General features: G+C 41.1%; 13 protein-coding genes. 9 read left to right on the plus strand and 4 right to left on the minus strand.

What is annotated here, in order from left to right:
* Nucleotides 1-97 precede the first annotated feature (97 nt).
* The gene (gene bchD, locus VB620_RS01135) at nt 98-2,140 is read right to left on the minus strand and encodes a magnesium chelatase ATPase subunit D (RefSeq protein ID WP_323194282.1); all 2,043 of its coding nucleotides are present in this window, start codon (nt 2,138-2,140) and stop codon (nt 98-100) included.
* Between the two features lie 593 nt (nt 2,141-2,733).
* Here bchD and VB620_RS01140 point away from each other — a divergent pair.
* The 3 genes from VB620_RS01140 (at nt 2,734) to VB620_RS01150 (ending at nt 8,093) form a co-directional block, all read left to right on the plus strand.
* Nucleotides 2,734-3,534, plus strand: coding sequence for an NYN domain-containing protein (locus VB620_RS01140; RefSeq protein ID WP_323194283.1), 801 nt, complete (start codon nt 2,734-2,736; stop codon nt 3,532-3,534).
* A gap of 122 nt (nt 3,535-3,656) precedes the next feature.
* The gene (gene rnc, locus VB620_RS01145; RefSeq protein ID WP_323194284.1) at nt 3,657-4,343 is read left to right on the plus strand and encodes a ribonuclease III; all 687 of its coding nucleotides are present in this window, start codon (nt 3,657-3,659) and stop codon (nt 4,341-4,343) included.
* 627 nt (nt 4,344-4,970) lie between these two features.
* On the plus strand, nt 4,971-8,093 hold the full coding sequence (locus tag VB620_RS01150; protein ID WP_323194285.1) for an MFS transporter: 3,123 nt from the start codon (nt 4,971-4,973) through the stop codon (nt 8,091-8,093).
* Nucleotides 8,094-8,275: 182 nt separating this feature from the next.
* Here the strand turns inward: VB620_RS01150 and VB620_RS01155 are convergent, their stop codons facing one another.
* From VB620_RS01155 to VB620_RS01165, 3 genes are all read right to left on the minus strand, one after another.
* Nucleotides 8,276-9,154, minus strand: a complete 879-nt coding sequence (locus tag VB620_RS01155; protein ID WP_323194286.1) for an NAD(P)-dependent oxidoreductase — start codon at nt 9,152-9,154, stop codon at nt 8,276-8,278.
* 330 nt (nt 9,155-9,484) lie between these two features.
* A complete protein-coding gene (locus tag VB620_RS01160; RefSeq protein ID WP_323194287.1) occupies nt 9,485-10,657 on the minus strand; it encodes a class I SAM-dependent methyltransferase in 1,173 nt (390 codons plus the stop codon).
* Between the two features lie 179 nt (nt 10,658-10,836).
* A complete protein-coding gene (locus VB620_RS01165) occupies nt 10,837-11,436 on the minus strand; it encodes a pentapeptide repeat-containing protein (RefSeq protein ID WP_407674173.1) in 600 nt (199 codons plus the stop codon).
* A gap of 208 nt (nt 11,437-11,644) precedes the next feature.
* On the opposite strand from VB620_RS01165, the gene VB620_RS01170 reads away from it, so the two are divergent.
* From VB620_RS01170 to VB620_RS01195, 6 genes are all read left to right on the plus strand, one after another.
* Nucleotides 11,645-12,988 (plus strand): mechanosensitive ion channel family protein, encoded by a 1,344-nt coding sequence (locus VB620_RS01170; protein ID WP_323194288.1) that lies wholly within the window; start codon nt 11,645-11,647, stop codon nt 12,986-12,988.
* 320 nt (nt 12,989-13,308) lie between these two features.
* Nucleotides 13,309-13,623, plus strand: a complete 315-nt coding sequence (locus tag VB620_RS01175) for a YhjD/YihY/BrkB family envelope integrity protein (RefSeq protein WP_323194289.1) — start codon at nt 13,309-13,311, stop codon at nt 13,621-13,623.
* Nucleotides 13,624-13,626: 3 nt separating this feature from the next.
* Nucleotides 13,627-14,667: an AI-2E family transporter gene (locus VB620_RS01180; protein ID WP_323194290.1), complete on the plus strand. Its 1,041-nt coding sequence runs from the start codon at nt 13,627-13,629 to the stop codon at nt 14,665-14,667.
* Between the two features lie 145 nt (nt 14,668-14,812).
* Nucleotides 14,813-15,865, plus strand: a complete 1,053-nt coding sequence (gene fni, locus VB620_RS01185; protein ID WP_323194291.1) for a type 2 isopentenyl-diphosphate Delta-isomerase — start codon at nt 14,813-14,815, stop codon at nt 15,863-15,865.
* A gap of 9 nt (nt 15,866-15,874) precedes the next feature.
* Nucleotides 15,875-17,710, plus strand: a complete 1,836-nt coding sequence (gene sppA, locus VB620_RS01190; protein WP_323194292.1) for a signal peptide peptidase SppA — start codon at nt 15,875-15,877, stop codon at nt 17,708-17,710.
* 556 nt (nt 17,711-18,266) lie between these two features.
* Complete coding sequence (locus VB620_RS01195) at nt 18,267-18,485, plus strand: DUF4327 family protein (protein WP_323194293.1); 219 nt, start codon at nt 18,267-18,269, stop codon at nt 18,483-18,485.
* Nucleotide 18,486 lies beyond the last annotated feature (1 nt).

Genomic DNA, 18,486 nt, shown 5'->3' on the forward strand with positions numbered 1-18,486 from the left:
TTTTTTCCATCCACCTACTTAGTCAAAAGTCAAAGGTCTATTCATGACCAATGACTAATGATTTACCCTGAGCGTAGCCGAAAGGCTAATGACTAAGTTATCGAGATTTTAGATCAGCGATCGCACCTTTAGTCATGGCAGCAATAGTTTTATCACTGGCTTTGGGCAAATTATAATATTTACCTGCGGCTGTTTGCGCTAATTCTTTCGCAAAACCAGTAGAGACAAACTTACTCTCGGTATCAATTACTAATAACTGTATCCCCAAGGCTCTAATTCTGGCAGCAATATCTAATAATTCCCCTTTGATATCTGGTTTTTCCCCTGGTTCTAATTGTTCACCCAAAGAACGCCCTAGCGGAATATTACCCCTACCATCAGTGATGGCGACAATCACAACTTGCCCAATATCTCCGCTCATCTGGGCATTTACACCCACCCGCACTGCTTGAGTTAAACCATGTGCGAGGGGGGAACCACCGCCACAAGGTAGCCTTTCTAGGCGGTTACGTGCCAAAGCAATGGAACGTGTGGGGGGTAATAAAACTTCAGCTTGTTCTCCTCGGAAGGGAATCAAGGCTACTTGGTCACGGTTTTGATAGGCTTCTGTTAACAGTTGCATAACAGCACCTTTAGCTGATTGCATCCGGTTGAGAGCCATTGAACCAGAAGCATCCACGACAAATACTACCAAGGCTCCGGCTTTGCGGATTAACCGCTTGGAACGGATATCACCTTGCTCCACCACAACTTTTTTATTTGGTTGTCTGGCTCGTCTGGCTTTTTGATAGGGTGCAGCTGCTCTGAGTGTGGCATCTACGGCGATGCGGCGCACTTTACCTTTGGGTAACATGGGCTTGATGTAGCGTCCCCGGTCATCGGAAAAGATAATGCTGCGACTGCCAGATTTTCCTTGTCTTTTGGCAGTTTGGGCAAAATAAAGGACGCTTTCATCCATAATTACCCCTTCAGGATCAAAAATAAATTCCTCTGGGATATCAGGGGGTTGTTGTTCTGGTTCTTCCTGTTCTTCCTGTTCCTGTTCTTCTTGTTCTTCGTTTTCCTCTTGATTTTCCTGGTCTTCTTCTTCTTCTTGATTCTGAGGTGGTGGTGGTGGTGGGGGTGGTTGGTCTGGTGGTGGAGTCTGGACGATTGTGGAACGGGGGACAATCACAAATTCTACAGCCCGGCGGAGGTCTTCGGCATTAACTGCGGTTCTTCCTTCTAAGGCTGCGGCGGCTTTGGCGACACGCACGGCGAATAATTCGGCGCGATGTCCTTGGACTCCTCCGCGAATGGCTTCATTTACTAAATAGGTAATTTGTTCCTGACTGATGGTTACTTCTTTCAACCATTCCCGCGCTAGGATAATTTGGGTTTTTAGCCCGTCTAGGTCTTCTTCGTATTGTTCGAGAAAGTCTTGGGGAGATTTAGAATAGGCGATCGCTTGCTCTACAGCTGATACTCTTTGATCTAGGCCGAGAACACCATCAGCAGAAAGAGAAATGGCAATTCTATCTAATAAATGCTCCCGTAATGCACCTTCTTCTGGGTTATAGGTGGCGATAAATAAGGATTTGCAAGCGTGCTGAAAACTAATACCTTCCCGCTCAATGCGGTTACGTCCCTCAGATAATACTGTCAGCAGCTGATTGGAGATTTGGTCATCTAATAAATTCAATTCATCCACATACAGCACGCCTCGGTTAGCTGTGGCGAGTAACCCAGGCTGAAAAATTGTATCACCTTCTTGAACAGACTTTTCTACATCCACAGATCCTAGTAGTCTGTCTTCTGTGACTCCTAGAGGAATCTGGACAAAGGGTGCTGGAATAATTTCTGTGGGGACATTTTGAGTATCTTGATCTTCATATTCTGCTGACAGATAATCATCCCAATCTTCTGGGTAGTTGGGGTCACATTTACTAATGGAACCTTTAACAATTTCGATGGGTGGTAGTAAGGCGTGGATAGCACGAGCCATTACTGATTTTGCCGTACCGCGACGGCCGGCGATCGCCACTCCGCCCAAACCGGGATCAACTGCTGCTAACAGCAAGGCTAATTTTATGGCTTCTTGACCGACTACAGCTGTCAAGGGGAAGGCTGTGATTGTGGGGTTGATTGTAGGCGCGGGCATGGTTGGCACAATAGCGAGTCTCGGCTTTTAGCATAACAATTTTTAGCACTCTGAATTTATGGTTTTTATCACGCATCAGCGAAGCGTGCTGTAAGCTCTAGCACGAAGTGCGTTAGGCGCAAAGTTTTAATTGTGTTTTTTGCCGATAAAGCACTCTATGGCTAATTTATCTCTAAAACCATAGACTGGCGACTGTGCATATCCTCATATAATATACTGATGCTAGCTAATCCAATTTATAAAATAAATTACTTAGTTTTTACCATTTGACCATTGACAAACTTACTTTTTGATCAGATTATAAGTAAAGGACAGAGAAAATCTTAGTAAGTAAACTGATTGTTGTCTCAGAGAGATTAATTTTGTATCTTACTTAGTTTCTATTTCACTGGTTCAATGAGTGTTCGAGATACTCAATACCTATACATATTGATTAGAAGGTTCATTGACCTGGTTGAATAGAGGCTTTGTAAGAAGCAGAATTTGTAATACTGAGACTAAAATCAGTAAAAGCACAGATGTTTGTGCAAATATTATGAACTTGTGATTTTGATGCTGTCCAAAAAGCAAATTTAAAATTTGGACAAAATACAATGTCAGACTTTCATCAAGTTTCCCAGACTTTAGAATGCAGACAAAAAAGTTGTGTTGGCGTTTTTTGTGATATTCAGAATGTCCCCTCAATTAAAGGAAAAGGAGATTTATTAATACAATTTGCCGAATCCCAAGGGCGTGTAATTAGCAAAAATGTCTACTATAATTCACACCACAGCAGTCAAAATACTGCCAAGAGTAGTTTAGAAAAACTAGGTTTTCTTGGTGTGGATGTTCCTGATGGGTCAAAAAACAGTGCAGATTATCGATTGATGGCTGACTGTTTAAAATTATTTGCACCTAAATTACCTGCTTATCCTAATATAATTATTCTGGTATTAGGAGATTGGGACTTCGCCGGATTAATTTCTGTTCTAAAGACTTTGGGTAAAACAGTGATAGTTTTTGCTGAAAGAGGTAGTGCTAGTCCAAAGTTAATTAACTTAGTTGGTAACGAGAACTTCCACTATGTAGATGAGTTAGATAACTTAGTCCAGAATAAAACTAAGTCTCAAAGCACTGCTATTTGTTCTCAGATTAATTACAATGAAGCTATAGATTGTTTGACGGAAGCGATTAAAACTGCTTTAAGCCAAAGCAAGAAAACAAAATTTGGCTTCATTGATAGATTGATGCGTCAGAGTTGTGCTAAATATCAGGGATTTTCTTCTATCTGCACACATGATGGTAAAAAGTTTAAAAACTTCAGTCAATTTATAAATGCTGCTGTCAAAGATGGTAAAATTCGGAAAAAAAATGAGGAATTGTTTTTGATCAATACAGACAGACTGGCTGCATAAGATAGCTTTGAGTAACCCAGTTTATTGACTTAACTGGGTTCTAACAAGCCTTTTCTGTCTTAAAACAGTACAACATTTCTGATTTTCAAGAAACTATTTTCGTAATTAGATAAAATATAAAAATGCACAAAATTTTAATGTTCCAAGATGAAAAACTTCTCCGTCATGCACTTACCCACCGTTCTTATGTCCATGAAAATCCAGGAGAAGGCGAACATAACGAACGTTTGGAATTTCTCGGTGATGCGCTATTAAATTTTTTAAGCGGTGAATATCTCTATCGCTGTCACCCAGATAAAGCAGAAGATGAATTAACCCGAAGACGTTCCGCACTGGTGGATGAGAAGCAACTAGCAAAATTTGCGATTGAGGTGGGTTTGGACTTCAGGATGCGGTTGGGAAAAGGTGCAATCCGCGATGGTGGCTACCAAAATCCTAATTTGCTTAGTTGTACCTTTGAAGCAGTTGTTGGTGCTTATTATTTAGATAATAATTGCAATGTTGAAATAGTTCGTGCTGTAGTTGAACCATTGTTTGATGGTGTACCGGAGGAAATCGTTGTATCTCGCTCTAATGTAGACTCGAAAAATCGCTTTCAGGAATGGGTACAACGTAACTTTCCACCTCCAACTCTTCCCGAATATGTCACGGTACAAGTAGGTGGTGTGTCTCACGCACCAGAATATAAAGCGACAGTATTTGTACTGGAAAAAGAATATGGAGTAGGTCACGGACGTAATATAAAAAATGCTGAAAAAGCAGCTGCGGAGGATGCTTTATTTAAGTTGAAAAAACAAAATTTATTATGATTTAAATTTAAAATTTATGGTTCTTCGATGATTTTTATGGGAAACCAGCTTCAAAATTGTTAAAATCCTTATTCAGTAGGCATTTTACTTAAAATTATGCCATGACTCTTCATAACTAGGACTTACGCAACAATTGCCAAAAATCTTGATTTATCGTTCGCGTAGCGTGCGCGAAGCGCATACCGCCAAGAACGCCAAGAAAACGTAGATTTTGCGTAAGTCCTGATAACCATCCTCAATTATTATAAAAGAGACGTAAGAACCGAATTTTTAACGTTCGCAGAGCGTGGCGTTAGGCATACCACAGAGACACAGAGAGCGCAGAGGTAGAGAAATTCGGGGTTTTCATGTCTTATTTAGAATTTCTATAGATATGAAGCATATTTTTGTGATAATTAAATATTTTAAAGTACAATAAAACCTCTTGAGTCTAATTTAATAACATATATTATTTTCTTTGAATTATCATTTTTCTGTCTCTAGATAGATATGTCTTTCCAACTTGAGATGGATGTATGAAATGGCTAAATTACAGGATTCTAAAACTTATGAATAGTGTTGTATTACCGGAGATGCAAAAACAAATAAATCCTGCTCCATAAATTTTAACTTAATTAAGGACAAATAATGTTTGAATCTACGGACAACATATTAGAAGTTTATCAGCCACTATGGTGGATGGCACAAACTCCAATAGTTCCTACGGGAATTACACCAGCGCAAGCATCAGTTATCAATTCTGGTCCGCGCTTTTTTGTGGCTTTAATCTCTGGTGTCATCCTCGCTTTTGCTTTCCAATTAGTATTAACTAACCTTTCAGTCGCGGCTGGTATTTCCTACTTGGGACGACCATCTCATGCTGATGAAATAGACCAGAGTGAGGTGGGAGGTTTCGGCGGTAAGATTCACCGAATTGGTACAGCACTTGGTTTGTGGACTTTAGTAACTGTGACTATTGCTTTATTAACTGCTTGTTTTCTGGCAGTTAAATTAAGTCTACTGGTTTTAGACCCCAGACTAGGGGCAATTTTAGGATTAGTAATTTGGGGTGCATATTTTTTGCTGCTGGTGTGGGTGAGTTCTACGACTGTGGGTTCCCTGGTTGGTTCGGTCGTCAATTCTGCTACTTCTGGTTTTCAAGCGATTATGGGGACTGCTACGTCTGCATTGGGTACTAAAGCGGTGAATCAGCAAGTGGTAGCAACGGCTGAAGCGGCGGCCTCGGCTGTGCGTCGGGAATTAGGTAATGGTTTTGATCCGACTATTATTCAGGAAAATATACAAGATTACTTAGATCAGTTACGTCCCCCAGAATTGGATATATCTGGGATTCGCGGGGAGTTTGAAAATTTACTCAAAGATCCGCAATTACAAGGGGTGGCGGGGAGTCCAGACCTGCGTAATATTGACCGCCAAAAGTTTATGGATTTAGTCAGTAGTCGCACTGATTTTTCTCCGCGAGATGTCAACCGAATCAGCGATGTTTTATACAATGTTTGGCAACAGGTAGTTGGTCAGCAACAACCTACTCAAGATGATTTAGCTGAGTTAGTCAGTTATCTCAAGTCACTACCACCAGGAGAAGGGAAGACTGATGAACTAAATGCTAAATTGGATCGGTTAATTGCACAAATGCGGAGTTCTCAGTCAGCATCAGTAGGAGAAAAACCCGGTTTGATGCAACAGGCTTTGCCACAGGTAATTACTCCATTGATTGGTATTGTGTTAAAAAGGGCGGATTTATCGGATCTGGATGTGGAAAAAATTTGGCGATCGCTCTCCACAGCTAAAGAAAAAGCCACTACACAAGCTGATAAACTAGGTTTACTCTTACCATCACAACCCTATAGCCCCATTCGGGCTGATGTGGAAAATTACCTCCTGAACACTTATGCTTGGCAATTGAGTCCAGAGAAAATTGCTGAGGAATTTCGGGATGTGATATATGACCCAGCCGCCGATCCTGGTATAGTTAAAAACGAACTAGAGCGACTGTCTCGCCGAAATTTTGCCCATACTCTGCAACAACGGGGACTGTTAACCCAAGGACAAATCCAAGGTATTGCTGACCAGTTGGAAACTGTGCGTCAAAAAGTATTATTTACAGTTAGCGCTGCGTCAGAAAAAGAAATTCTCCAAGACTTACAACAGCGAATAGAAAGTTATTTAATTCTTACCAAGAAAGCAGATTTGACTCCAGAAGGGATTGAGCGTGACTTTAAACCATTATTATCAGATCCAGAAGCAGATTACGAGACTCTTTCCCTACGACTAGCGCAATGTAAGTCTCAGGTAATGGGGAAAATCTTGCGATCGCGCAGTGATATTCAACTGGAAGAAGTAGACCCAATTATTAATGAGTTAGAAAAGCAGCGCGATCGCGTTTTGGTAGAATCTCAAGGATTGAGAGAACAAGCTAAATATCAAGCGGAAAGCTTGTGGTTGAATGTTGAATCACATCTGCGGAATACCGGAAAAGCTGAGTTAAACCCTGATGGGATTCGCGCCGATTTACAAAAGCTGCTAGAAGATCCTCAAGCGGGAATCATCGCTATCCGCGCCCGATTAGCTCGCTTTGACCGTGATAGTTTAGTACAGTTATTGAGTCAACGCCCAGATTTGAGTGAACAGCAAGTTAATCAAATTATTCATGCTGTGGAAGACTCTTGGCATAGTATCAAAGATACACCGCGAGGGTTGGCAGCCAAAGCTCATGACAAGTATGATTCTGTCACCACTACCATCGCTGATTACTTACGCAATACTGGAAAAGAAGAACTAAATCCAGAAGACATTCAACGAGATATTAACAGATTATTTGCTAAACCCAAAGAGGGAGTTGTAGCCCTGCGCCGTCGTTTGTCTGAGGTAGACAGAGATACTTTAGTGCAGTTACTCAGTCAACGGCGAGATTTGAGTGAACAGCAGGTAAATGAGGTTATTGATGTAGTCCAGAGTTCGATTCGGAATATTGTGGGTGCGCCTCGTCGTCTGGCTGTGCGTACACAGCAAAAAATAGCCACATTCCCAGCTTATTTAGCCGATTATTTGCGACAAACGGGTAAAGAAGAACTTAACCCAGAAGGTATCAAACGGGATTTACAATTATTGTTGCATGATCCGCTCGTGGGCATGGAAACTTTGAGCGATCGCCTGGCGCATTTCGACCGTGACACCATCATTGCTGTGCTGAAAATTCGGGAAGATATCACCGATGCAGAAGCCGCCAGAATTGCTGATAATATCCTCTCTGTGCGCGATCAATTTCTCGAACAGGTTCGGGGGATAGAACGGCGGATTCAAAATGTTATAGAAGGGATTTTTGCCCGGATTCGGAACTATCTCAACTCCTTGGAACGCCCCGAACTCAACTATGATGGCATTAAGCGGGATGTTCGCAGTTTCTTTGATGATCCACAGGCTGGGTTTGAAGCGTTACGCGATCGCCTATCATCTTTTGATCGCAATACCCTAGTGGCGATTATGAGTTCCCGTGATGACATTTCTGAAGCAGATGTCAACCGAGTTATTGACCAAATTGAACGGGCGCGTAACACAGTATTACAACGAGCCGAACGTCTACAACAGGAAACACAACGCCGCCTAGAAGAAGTCAAACATCAAGCACAACACCAAGCAGAAGAAACCCGTAAAGCCGCCGCCACAGCTTCTTGGTGGTTATTCCTCACGGCTTTCGTTTCCGCCATGTTTGCAGCATTAGGAGGAGCGCTAGGCGTGGTTGTAGTGTAATTCGTAATTCGTAATTCGTAATTCCAATACTACAAGCGTTTCATTGATTTGTAATAGTTGCCTTATTTACGCCGTGCTGTATTAGTGACTAGGATCTGGGGGTTGGAAAAAACTTTCCCCCCACACTCCCCACACCTCCCACACTCCCCACACTCCTCACACTCCCCACACTCACCTCACCCCTACTCCCCACTAGCTTCTCCCCATTGGTTAATAGCAGAAAATACGGAAGAGTAGTCATCATTAGCAAATGACATTTTCACGGCTGTGTGTACAAGTTGGCGGACGGCTTCAATACTAGCGAGATCCAAACCTAATGATTTTGCTTCCGAGATAAACAAATCTGTATCTTTGAGTAAGTGTTTTGTGGGGAAATTAGGATTGGTATAATTGCCATCTAACATCCGGCGGAATTTCTTATCAAAGGTAGGCGCATAAAGTGAACTTTCGCGCAGGATTTGCATAAATAAATCTATGTTGATACCTTGACGTTCCACAAAGGCCAAACTGAGAGCAAAGCTAGTTGTTAGGGAAGCAATTAGTTGATTTAGTGCTAACTTCACCCCCGAAGCCGCACCCACTGGACCTACTAGTACAGGTTCTGCGCCAAAATTTTTCAGTAGCGGTAAATGGCGTTGATATTGTCTTTCTTCAGCCCCTACCATGACAATCAGTTTACCGTCTTTAGCTTCGGGAATACTACCTAATACTGGAGCTTCCATATACTCGCCACCGCCACCAATTACCGCATCTCGAATTTCTTTGCTTTCTGTAGAGGTAATAGTCCCCATTTGAATCACAGTTCGCCCTTCTAGGGTGCGCCAAGAAGTATCAGAAAGCAAAACATGATAAATTGCGGCGGCGTTAGTCAGCATGAGAATAATGCACTCAGCTTGCCGAATTGCTAGGCGGGGATGTGTGACAATTTCCGCACCAGCAGCCTGTAATGGGGCTAATTTTTCTGGGGTGCGATTGTACGCTACTAGCTCGATGTTGGCTGCTAACAACCGTTGAGCCATCGGTAATCCCATCAGTCCAGTTCCCAGAAATGCCACCTTCATTGTTTAAGTTCCTTTGGTACAGCTTAGGTGTAGCCAGTCGTAGATATCGCGTTTCCATTGTTTGATTGTACGCTTAGTGAACAATTATCTTTGTCCAGAGATAACTGTTCACAGATGACTTGCTGACAATCAGCCACCGGCGGCAAATGTCACCATAATGATCACTGAAAGTAAAATGCCAGGGCTAAGTAGTGTTATCAATAAGAATAGTTCATGAGCCGTCATAATTAATACTTTCCTATTAGCTGAATCTGCACAGTATTCAATGTCATCCTAATCTATATCAGGGTGAGCTAGCATTCCTCAAGACTGTTTTAATGTTTCTCAATTTTAGTTGGGGATGGTCAGCCCTTTGATTGGTTGGGCTATTTCTTTCTGTTGGAGTCCTTTGCATTGAATTAAAACTCCAAAGCCACCTAATGCGGTAGGATCTATGAGGCTGTGTAATGCTTCCCGCCGTTGTAGCAGTTGTGAGATGGGAACTTCTTGATGAGAAAGAGCTGCAATGCGATCGCCTAAACCCAAAGCCATTAAAAATAAACCTTGCTGAATAAACCCAATTTTTTGTAAATTGAAGCGATCGCCCCAGCGTTCCAAAGCTGTAAAATCAACATGGGCGGTGATATCTTGCTCACCAATGTTGACATAAGGGTTATCGTGGTAGCGATGGTTGAAATAACACTGTAAACTTCCTTGCGATCGCCTGGGATTATAATAACGATCAGCCGGGTAGCCATAATCAATAGTTATCACATACCCCCGATGCAAGCAGTCCGCTACACTACCCAACCAATCACCAGCAGCCAAATTAATTTCACTGCGATAGCCATCTTCATAACCGCCAGCAGCCAAATCAATTCCCACTAAATCCAAATACTTTCGCAATTCCGGCGTAGAAACTTCCCCCGTCACCTCCACAAAAAACGTCTCAGACTCATCCTTGTGCGTTGTCACATAAACTTCCCGCAACTCCCCAGACTCTAAAATAAACTGATGTACCGGGAAAGCATCCACCAATTCATTAGAAAAAAAGCAGCCAGTCATCGACTCACTAGGGATATCTGCTAAATTACACCAACGCACAGAAAAATCTTGCAACCGTTCCTGCTGTTCCTGCTTTAATCCTGGCGACTTCTCCACAATCACATAATCCAGCGCCGCCAAAAAATCGGGATCATGTAGCTGATAATAACTGAGAATATGCCTAGCCAATAGACCTGTACCCGCTCCCATTTCCACCACCGAAAAAGGTACAGGACAGCCTAAAATCTCCCACATCTGCAAAAACTGTACCGCCAGTAACTCCCCAAAATCAGCACCGAGATGAGGCGAAGTAAAAAAATCACCACCCTGAAATCCAATTTTCACAGCATGACTGGAATAGTAACCGTATTCAGGATGATATAAAGCCATCTCCATAAAGTCAGCGAAAGTAATTCGCCCTTGGGGACTGGTAGAAATATGATAGGCGATCGCGCTACACAATGCTGGATTGGAACTCATGCAAAAACCATAAAAATGTAGGGTGGGTATAGCCCTGGGGGCATGGCTACGCTAAAGCGACAGCGTAACCCACCATCATCCTAAAACACCCGCCCTTGAGTCGCGTTAAATTTCCCCCTCTCCTTCTCCCAAAGGGAGACGCTACGCGAAAGCAATGGGGGTGAGGTTCTTCCCTATTCCTAATCTAAAATTGTCCCACCTACATCCGTATCATCCAAATTAGCGCCATTCAAATTAGCCTGATGTAAATCAGCTTCAGAAAGATTCGCCTGACTTAAATCAGCTACACTTAAATCCGCTCCACTCAGGTCTGCGCCATCTAAATTTGCTGCTTGTAAATTTGCTTCCTGCAACTCCGCCTGACTCAAATCCGCGTCAATCAACTTAGCAAGCTCCAGATTAGCTTGACTCAAATCAGCACCATCCAGAATCGCGCCATCTAAAATAGCACCATCCAAAATAGCACCCACTAAATTACATTCCGTCAGATTAGCATTACTTAAATCCGCTCCATTCAGGTCTGCGTCAATCAAACTGCTTTGGGTTAAATTAGCATGATTCAATTTAGCGCCATCTAAAATCGCCTTATCTAAAATCACCCCACTCAGGTCAGACTCTCTTAAATCCGCCTCACTGAGATTAACACCAGTAAAATCTCTCACGCCTGTAATATACTTTTTCAGGAGTTCTTCTACTTTCATATCTATTGTGCGAGTCTCTGTTAATGTTACTTGGAGAAAATCCACATTGAGGGCAGAGCAATCCTCAGTACGCGCCACCAGGAATTGATGTAGTGAATGCTGGAATTTCTCTACCCATAATATATCTTTTAAATTATTGCCACCACTATCTACAGTAGTAAGTTAATTTCATACTTGAGAGAGATATTTATAAAATTATCAAAAATCAATATTTAGCATCAAGCGATCGCACTGGCTATTATGATATGAATCAGACAAATTAAACTAAGAATTTTAAAAATTAAAAATGATGGTGAATTTCTTTCCCAAAATTGATCGCAAATATTACTCTCGTCAATTCCTCTCAGTGCTATTTCTCTTAACTTTGCTAATTTCACCTATACAAAAAGCGCTAACACAAGAGATATCTCCTATAGATATAACATCACCAATAACTGAAACCTCAATAACTCAGACAGATGGGATATTTTTTGCCGATATCCTCGTTAGAGGAAAGCCTGTTTTTCAAGTTGGTAGTTTAGGAGAACTCAGTGCTATTCAACGAGCGCAGATTATCAACCGTCGCATTGCTAGCGTTTTAGTGCGTTCCCAAACTGACAGCAAAGTTTCTGTAGTCAAAGATTCCCAGCGTGGTATCGCTACATTACAACTGAGTAACCGGGTTTTAATGACTGTCACCAAACAGGATGCTGAAGATTTTAACCTAGATGTAGAAACATTAGGACAATGGTGGGCAAAGCAGTTAATTCAGGCTTTTCAGCAACCACCACTCGCAATTGATGTTGGACAAAGGTTATTATCTACTCTGAGAAAATTTCAGCGAGAGAGCATCGATAACCTACCATCTTTTTTAGGAATGCTATTAGTAGTAATAGCTACTGGAATAATCGCAGCCAGTATGCGCCACCTCACCCTCTCAGCTACACAATATTGGGAAGTAGATCGCAATTCTAAAATCTTAGTTAGTCGTTTAGTATATGGCTTTATTTGGGTAATAGGTTCAATTGTAGCTTTAGGAGTTTTAGGATTAGACTTTGCCACTTTATTGGGAACTTTAGGATTAACCAGTGTAGCCATAGGTTTTAGCCTCAAAGATATTTTGAGTAACTACTTTTCTGGTGTTATTTTGCTGGTATCTCGTTCATTTCATTTAGGTGACCAGATAGTTATTAAAGAATTTGAAGGTACTGTTACTCAAATTCAACTGCGAGCTACAACTTTAAAAACTTATGATGGACGTGTCGTTTATATTCCTAATCAAGAAGTTTTTAGTGCCGTCATTACTAATAATACTGCTTCCACTATTCGCCGTAACTCTATTATAGTTGGTATAGATTACGATGCAGATATTACGAAAGCTAAAAGAATAATTAATGATGCTGTTTTAGGAATTTATGGAATCGAAAAAGAACCCAAGCCAGATATTCTAGTCCGTGAATTAGGTGCTAGTACAGTCAATATCGAAGTGCGCTGCTGGGTAAATTCTCGAAGGTTACCATTTTTAGAAACGACTTCTTTGATGGCTCAAGCAATTAAAGAAGCACTGGAAAAAGCAGAAATTAATATGCCTACAGATATTTACACATTAAAATTTAGTGATGTATTAACTATTGACAATCAACCCCAATAAAAGCTAATTACCAGATTTATTAACTTCAGATTTTATGAGTCTTTTGAAGTTAGTTAATATCCAAATTTCAATATAAGAGGATGTTTGAAAAGTATTAGATGAAACCAATAATCTCCAAAAACCTAACCCCCCTTCCCCCCTTCCCTACCAGGGAATGGGGGTTTCAAAGCCTCTCCAGTAATAAAAGTAATTCCTTTCCCCTCTCCTTGTAGGAGAGGGTTAGGGAGAGGTCGGGGAGAGGTTTGGAGAGGGGTTTATTTATACATTAAAAACTTTTGAAACATCCTCTAAGATAGCCAAAAACTCCACTCCTGAGCTTATTGACTACCTTTGGTGGGACAACATTAATGTTTATTATGATGTATAGTATACTACCAGATGCCGAGATTGCCTGGCGTGATACTATTGTTGGTGCATTAATTACATCGCTGTTGTTTTTAATAGGACAATATTTCTTTGGACTTTTTCTCAGTCGTACTAATTTTGATTCTGCTTATGGCGTTGCTTATTCTTTTATCGTCGTGATTACTGGTATTTTTTGTGCTGCCTATATTATGTTTTTAGGGGTAGAATCTACATTTTTTTTGTTATTTAGTATCGATAATGAACAATATTTTAATATTAAATATATCTAAATTATGAATGAGCCGAATATCCAAAAGTTTTGGATGCAATTGAATAACACCAAGCTGATTCGCTATGTATTACTATTAGCTATTGGTTGGGCAATTCTGCAAGTTTTGGATTATTTTAGTACAGTAATTGTAATTTTTATATTTGCTGGAATTTTGGCATTTTTACTGAGTTATCCTGTGAAGTGGTCTGAGCGGTTTTTACCACATGGCATTGCTGTTACTTTAGTATTTTTATTGAGCTTCTTCGTTTTGGGTGCATTAATTACAACCCTTGGTTTTGCTATACTTTCTCAATTTCAACAAATAATTGAACAAGCTCCTCAATTTATTGAATATGTGATCTCTTTATTAGATACCTTACAAAATATCTTAACTAGATTCAACTTTAAGGTTGATTTTCAATTAATTGAAGAAGAATTACGTAATCGTATTTTAGCTGGTATTGGTACTGGCTGGGCAACTTTTCAAGTGTTATTAACTAATTTAATTGATTTTGTTTTAATTACAGTTGTCGCTTTCTTTATGCTACTGGATGGTCAAAAAGTTTGGGATTTCGTGATTAAAGTTTTCCCGCGTCATCTTCGTAATCAGCTAACTGTGGCAATCCAGCAAAATCTTTTAGGTTTCTTTTGGGGGCGTTTATTATTGTCTTTATTTTTCGGGGTTTCAGTATTTATTGTCTTTGTTTTTCTGCAATTGCCTTATGCCTTATTTTTAGCGGCGATCGCCGGGGGATTTGATTTAATTCCTGGTATTGGCGCTACAATTGGAATTAGCCTAGTGGCTGTGATTGTTTTACCTCAAGGTATTTGGTTGAGTATACAAGTATTAATCAGTTGTATTATCCTCCAACAAATAGAAGAAAATCTATTAATGCCACGGATAATGCAAGGGTCAATCAATATGAATCCAGTATTTATGTTCTTGGCTCTATTGGTAGGAGCAAAAGTAGCAGGTTTAGTAGGGGTTTTTCTATCTATTCCTATAGCTGGGGTATTAATTAGTATGTTTAAAGTTGAAGAAAGAACAGGGGAAAAATCATAAATGTTGTTTTGTGTTGCACTTGATTAAGCACATACTCATACTAATTCTAGATTAACTGCGCCTAACTAGAAATAGATATTTAACACCAGAAAAATGCCACAACTGTCACAATAGTGATTACAACTGCTGTGAGTTATATTTACCAGTGAACGCCCACAACAACTCAGAACAAACCCAATCACGCAAAGCAGATCATATCCGCATCTGCTTAGAAGAAGATGTACAATCCCACCAAGTTACTAGTGGACTAGAACATTATCGTTTTAATCACTGCTGCTTACCAGAAATCAACCGCGATGATATTGATCTCAGGACAGATTTTCTGGGTAAACACCTCGCCGCACCTCTGTTAATCTCCTCTATGACTGGAGGAACCGCACAAGCTGCAATGATTAACCAACGTCTGGCAAAGGTGGCTCAAAACTATAAAATTGCTATGGGTGTTGGTTCTCAGCGTGTGGCGGTGGAAAAACCCCAAGTTGCTGATACTTTTGCTATTCGCAAGTACGCGCCGGATGTTTTGTTATTTGCCAATTTGGGGGCTGTACAACTGAATTATGACTATGGTTTAGACGAATGTCGTCGAATTATTGATATTTTAGAGGCCGATGCCCTGATTTTACACATTAACCCACTGCAAGAATTTATTCAGCCCAGGGGTGATACTAATTTCCGGGGTTTGCTTGATAAAATACACATTTTATGCAGTAAATTATCAGTGCCGGTGATAGCCAAAGAAGTGGGTAATGGAATTTCTGCGACAATGGCGGAAAAACTCTTAGCTGCTGGTGTCAGTGCTATTGATGTGGCTGGCGCTGGTGGTACGTCTTGGGCAAAGGTGGAAAGTGAACGGGCGGAAAATGCCTTGCAACAGCGTTTAGGTAGGACATTTGCTGATTGGGGTTTGCCTACAGCAGAATGTATCACGAGTATTCGGGCGATCGCACCTGATGTCCCCTTAATTGCTTCGGGGGGCTTACGTCACGGGTTAGATGTCGCCAAGGCGATCGCCCTGGGAGCAAATATCGCCGGTTTAGCCATGCCTTTTCTCCAAGCCGCAGTTGTATCAGAAGCAGCATTGTATGATTTAGTTGACGTATTAATTGCAGAAATTACTACAGTATTATTTTGTACGGGCAATACTACATTAAATAATTTGCAGAACTCAGAAAGTTTACGTAAAAATAAGATTAACTAAATAAATAAAATGCGTAATTTTTTTAAACAAACTTTTGCCAGTTTACTAGGTACTGTACTAGGACTGATGATTTTCTTTGGTATCAGCACCACGGGAATATTATTACTGTTATTTGCTGTTACCAGTTCTAGAGATACTACCCCACAAGTCGCAGATAAATCTGTAGTGGTGTTTGACTTGTCCATGACTATTACCGATAGCCCCCCCAGTTCTAGCGAATTGCTACAACGCGCCTTATCAGGAGTAGAAATCCCCAGGATGTCTCTCCGCAGCGTTCTGGATACTTTGGAAAAGGCCAGGCTTGATCCCCATATTATCGGTATTTATTTAGATGCAAGTAGTACCAGCACAGTTAGTAATACTGGCTTTGCATCCCTCATGGAAATTCGCCAAGCCTTGGCAAAGTTCCGCGAATCTGGTAAAAAGATTGTCGCCTATGGTGTGGGTTGGAATGAAAAGTCATATTATCTCAGTTCAGTAGCCGATACCATCGTCATAAATCCTGTCGGCTTGATGCAAGTTAAAGGCTTAAGTAGCCAACCCCTATTTCTCGCTGGGGCTTTCGACAAGTTTGGAATTGGGGTTCAGACTGTGCGGGTGGGCAAATTTAAAGGCGCAATTGAACCATTTATCCTCAAAGAATTGAGTACAGAAAACCGCCAACAAATCCAACAATTACTCACGGATATTTGGGGAAATTGGCGGACTACAGTGGGTTCTCAGCGCAAAATTACGCCGGAACAACTACAGGCGATCGCCGATACTCAAGTCATTCTCACACCCGATGAAGCCAAAGCCAGAGGTTTAATCGATCAAGTAGCATACCTCGATGAAGTAGTTACCGACCTCAAAGAATTCACAGAAAGCAGCCCCACAGATCGCAGCTTCCAGCAAATTAATCTCAGGAATTACGCTCAAGTTTCCGGTAAAACACTAGGTGTAGAACGCAACTCCCCCAATAAAATTGCTGTGGTTTATGCTGAAGGCGAAATCGTCGATGGTACAGGGGAAGATGGACAAATAGGTGGCGATCGCTTTGCCAGAATCTTCAATCGAATCCGCCAAGATAATAACATCAAAGCCGTAGTCTTGCGGATTAATAGTCCTGGAGGAAGCGCTACCGCCTCCGAAATCATTCACCGAGAAGTAAAATTGACCCAGGAAGTCAAACCTGTTGTAGTCTCAATGGGTAATGTCGCCGCCTCCGGTGGTTACTGGATAGCTACCGATTCCCGCCGCATTTTTGCCGAATCTACCACAGTCACAGGTTCCATCGGCGTATTTGGAGTCCTGTTTAATGGGCAGAAACTCGCCAATGATAACGGCATTACCTGGGATACAGTTAAAACAGCCAGCTATGCCGACAGCGACACCGTAGCGCGTCCGAAAACACCCCAGGAATTAGCAATTTATCAGCGCAGTGTCAATCGCATTTATGATACCTTCCTCGATAGAGTCGTAGAAGGCCGCAAATTACCAGCCGCAAAAGTCGCCGACATTGCCCAAGGTCGAGTTTGGTCAGGAATAGCGGCGCAAAAAAATGGTTTAATTGATGAAATAGGTGGTTTAAATACTGCAATTGAATATGCCGCTCAAGAAGCAAAACTAGGCAAAGATTGGGAATTACAGGAATATCCCAGAGCCAGCACCTTAGAAGAACGCTTTTTGGGTCGCGCAGTTCAAGAAATTACTACTATGTTAAAAATTACCGGAGTTGCAGCCCAACCCTCTCATCCCCTGATGTCAGAATTACAGAAACTGCAACAACAAATGGTGATCATTCAAAACATGAACGACCCTCACGGTATTTATACTCGTTTACCCTTTAATTTTCAGTGGGATTAGGTTCTTTGTATGCGTGTTCTTATCCAGCGAGTCCAATCATCCCTATTCCCTGTTCCCTACTCCCTACTCCCTACTCCCTATTTATGAGAAATAATTAAATTTATATGAATATTTCCCAGAAGTTTGTTAAATTCCAGATGTTTGCGATAATGTATATAAGGGTTAAATATGCGTAATCAACATTTTTGCTCCATTACGCAAAAATCATCATAAACCCCCTGTTGTATAGTCTTTTAGCAATCAAAAACATTCTGTTGACTATAAAACCCCGCAAAAATTACAAGTCGTCTTTAGCATCTTTTCTATGTAATTTTTCTGACGACTAGCTTTTTCGTATAGCATCTCCGATGGCAGACAGGATTAATTTTAGTAATGTAGTGGTGATTACCGTACAAATCTGAATTTTTCCATCCAAGAGTAGAGTTTATTATGGTATAGTTAAGAGGTTAAGACTAGCTTTACCAACTACAATACTCCACGCATCGATGAAAATTGCAAAACGTAAAGCAGTTTTGATTAAGTATTTACCAAACAAAATCTGAATTCAATTGAGGCTATGACTCAGCAAGTGATTCACCCAATGGTGAAATTGCAACGTAACGTGCAATCACTCATCGAATCCAATATCATCAAACCAACTGATAGCATTTGGAAAATTGCATTACTCTATGGCAACGACTGGCAACACTGGAAACAGGAACTGCAAGACTTTGGCTTTAGTATGCAAGATCCAATTGGCGAACTGCTAGCAGTGGAAGCCTGGGACGAAGAGTAGA

The sequence above is a fragment of the Nodularia harveyana UHCC-0300 genome (assembly GCF_034931085.1).
GTDB lineage: Bacteria > Cyanobacteriota > Cyanobacteriia > Cyanobacteriales > Nostocaceae > Nodularia > Nodularia harveyana.